This window comes from Acinetobacter sp. UBA6526, assembly GCF_002434875.1.
GTDB lineage: Bacteria > Pseudomonadota > Gammaproteobacteria > Pseudomonadales > Moraxellaceae > Acinetobacter > Acinetobacter venetianus.
Genome location: NZ_DJLC01000086.1, coordinates 524 through 4,293, shown reverse-complemented (window position 1 = coordinate 4,293; position 3,770 = coordinate 524). Strand labels below are relative to the sequence as shown.

Below are 3,770 nucleotides of genomic sequence, written 5' to 3'. Positions count from 1 at the left end.
TGAAAAAATATATTTAATAAAAAAGCACCTCTCAATTTCATCATTGAGAGGTGTTTAACTACAATTATTTAATCTTAAATGCTTCTATGATGTATTCACCAATATCATTATAACGATTACCATGTTGGTCTTCTAAATAGAGCAACGCTAGGTATTCTTTTCTTGTCCCATGTCGACCAGTGGATTCAAGCTTTTCGTAAGGTTGATAAATGAGTTTAGCCATCTTACCTTTTTGAAATTCAACGTTCACACTACAGATTTTTTGTGAATCATTTTCATACTCAAGACTCTTCACCTGACCTAACCTTAAACCAGTGTATCGATATAGCTTCTGTCTTAATTGCCAACGTAACTCAAAATCAAGGTGAGATAGTGAAGCATCCTCTTGATCCATTTGATCAACTAAATGTTGTTTTATTTGCTGATAAGCGAACTCAACTATATGATTTGGCTGATATATATTTGACTTTAACAACCCTTGATCATAAATAGAATCAGAAGCAACAAGATTATTCGATTTCATTTGATCAAACTGATCAACAGCTTGATCAAACAATTTCATTTCCTCTTGAATATCTAATTGAAATTCCTTCCAACATTTCTCCGCTTGTCGACTATCTTTCTGCAGACAAATAAACTTTTTTTGTATTTCTTGCTCTTTTAACAGATCTAGAAATACACTTTGTCTTAATTCAACTTTTTCTAATACAGTATTTAAAAGTTGAGTATTTAGTAACTCTCGCACATTATCCAACACTTGTGTTTGCTTGCATTTGGTCGCGCTATCGTAATAATGATAAGTGATCATCAACAGAATAGGGAGAATTGCTGCTAGGCAAAAACCTATGATTAATTTAGCGATTTCCTTATCTGCTTCATCAAGCTTCATACTGAGCTAAAAACTCCAAAAACTCTTGTTCATTCATCACTCGAATTTCTAGCTTCTGCGCCTTGTCTAGCTTGCTTCCCGCTTTTTCACCCGCAACCACACATTTAGTTTTGCTCGAAACACTGCCACTCACGCGTGCACCTAATGCCTGCAATTTCTGTGTTGCTTCATCACGTCCCATACTTTCTAAGGTTCCAGTCACAACCCAACTCTCGCCATTTAAAGGCTGGCGTGTTGGTGCAGTCGGCGCATCCCAATGAATTCCTGCTGCAAGCAATCGATCTAACACCTCAATGTTATGTGGAGCTTGGAAAAAGTCTGCAATCCATTCCGCAGTAATATCACCGACATCAGGAGTTTTCTTGAGTGCTTCGATATCTGCTGCTTTCAATGCTTCAAATGTATGGAAAGTATTCGCCAACATACGCGCTGTTGTCTCACCAACCCCGCGAATGCCTAGGCCATAAATGAAACGAGCCAAAGTCGTTTTCTTGCTGGCTTCAATTGCATCAATCAAGTTTTGAACAGACTTCTCACCCATTTTTTCAATGGTTAAAAGTGTGTCTCGATGCTCATGCAAATGATAAATATCAGCAACGTCTTTGAGTAAGTCGAGATGTAATAGTGATTCTACCCAACGATCCCCCAAGCCCTCAATATCCATCGCTTTACGGGATACAAAGTGACGAATCGCTTCAATACGCTGCGCTGCACAGTATAAACCACCCGAACAACGTGCCAACGCTTCCCCCTCTGGCATCACAACAGGTGAATCACAGACTGGACAATTGCTAGGAAGATGCACAATTTCAGCATCGGCAGGTCGAAACTCAGCCCAAACTTTTTCAACTTTTGGAATCACTTCTAAGTGTCACCTTACAAGCAACTTTTCACCATTCAGATATTATTGTAATAACTGAAATTTTGATATAAAACTAGAACATCTTCACTAGTTGAAACTATCAAGAAGAGAATAGCTTTGATAAATCATGACGAAAGGCTCATTTTTTTATCTACGTTTATTGGTGTAGGTGAGTTGGTCAGAAAATGGATTGATTCTAAGAGCACGAATCAGCAACCCTTGCTTTCCCTTATCTTGATTCGGTACATCGAACTGATCCATTCACCTTTCAACAATGATGATACAAACGAGCTAATTCTTAACCTTACTTACATTCGTGCGGACCTTTGCCAGCAGAATAAATTTAAATATGCAAGTGAAAGGTATAGAAAGATTTGCTTGCTCATAAAGCACATGATTGATGAGAGCTATTTCAAAGGCAGAAATGTCGATAGTCTATCTTCCCTCATGTGTACTCTCACTGAATCTCAATACGAAGCCTGTAAGTCTGAGAAAATTCCATTCGAGGTTTCTCTCAAGTTCAACTATGACCTTTCCAAATCAGATACAGTAGACAACGCTAAAAATCATCCCCTCTCACCTACTGTCGTGCTAAGGCTTGAATATTTATCTAGCTTCCTGAATAGTGATGTATCGAAATTGATTGCTAATTTTGTATCTCAGTCAAGTATCAACCAACGAACTGAACTCACTCTGTTATTAGTGACGTACTTGAAGGTTCTATGCAAGGCACTTAATAACCGAGATACAGATATGCTGCTCCAAAACCTAATCTATGTGCGCTCGGACATCTGCCGAAGACAACGCTTTTCAATGTTCAAGCGTAATGCAGGGCACATTAGAATGCTTGTAATGCACTTACTTAAAGAGCGCTATTTACATGAAGGTTCAGTTTATAAATTAGCAGTTGCTTTTGATAAAGTTACCGAATCAAAGTATAAAATTTATTTGTCTGAGAGCATTCCTAAAGAAGTTTTTGATAAATTCGATCATAATTTTACTAATGCAGATTTACGCTCTAACAAAGATTCCCCACCTCTCCCACATTTTGTTAAAGAAAGGCTTGAAAACTTATCTGGAATTTTGAATGCTGATGTTTATTATTTAATTTCTAATTTTATATCTCAGTCGGGTAAGCAGCAACAAACCAAACTATCATTTTTAATAAAAACATACATAGCAGTACTGCATGAAGCGCTTAACAATAACGATTCAGGTGAACTAGCTAAAAGCCTACACTATATTCGAATAGACCTTTGCAAAAGACACACTTTTAAAAGCAGTAGAGTTTTAATCAATGCTCTTCAAATACTAATTAAGCGATTAATTAATATAGACTTTTTTAACAAAAAAGAATTAAATAAACTAGATAGCTTTCTTGCTTCACCAACTGAATCTCAATTCAAACTAATTAAGTCAGAAATTATACCAGAAGAAATATCAAATCTTTTCGCACATGAATCCAGCGCCGATGAGAACTTTAAGAAAATACTAAACTCCACCTGCACTCCAGAAATTGCTAATAGATTAAAAGAGCACGTTAACAGTTTTAAGTATAAGAAACATCATAGAGCCCCGTTAATTCAATTTTTAGAACAAATTTCATCAACTAATATTGAGTGGTATAAACATCCCAGAATTATTCAAGGTGAGCTTTTAAAATATAGAGGTAACTTGCTTGATGAATATCACAGAAATACTGCATATGGTAAATTCCAGAACGTTAAGAACTCAATTGATGTGTTAGTTAAACATAGCCTATTGCCAGAAAACGTTGAAATGCCGGACAATTTACGTAGGTGTACAAATACGCAAAAGGTGCGAAAAGACAACCCACTCATATGTGAAGTGGACATGTATGATGAAAAAAAGCGCGATGAATACATAAACACTCCCCAGTTTATTGAGTCTTTAAAGAGCGAACTTTCATATAACTTGTGTATCCTTGTGAAAAATGCCCAAGAGATTGTTTTTCAGGGGTACAAAAAGTTTTGTAATAAAAATATCATCATAGAGCAA

Annotated in this window: 1 protein-coding gene and 2 pseudogenes; 1 reads left to right on the top strand and 2 read right to left on the bottom strand. The window is 36.4% G+C overall.

Annotation, left to right across the window (positions count from 1 at the left end):
* Positions 1–64: 64 nt before the first annotated feature.
* Positions 65–889, bottom strand: coding sequence for a hypothetical protein (locus B4237_RS05470; RefSeq protein WP_286942056.1), 825 nt, complete (start codon positions 887–889; stop codon positions 65–67).
* Positions 879–1,754 (bottom strand): annotated as a pseudogene (locus B4237_RS05465) (helix-hairpin-helix domain-containing protein); the annotation flags it as partial. The pseudogene B4237_RS05465 and the gene B4237_RS05470, both read right to left, overlap by 11 nt.
* Positions 1,755–2,834: 1,080 nt before the next feature.
* Between B4237_RS05465 and B4237_RS17705 the strand changes: the two are divergent.
* Positions 2,835–3,770: pseudogene (locus tag B4237_RS17705) on the top strand (hypothetical protein); the annotation flags it as partial.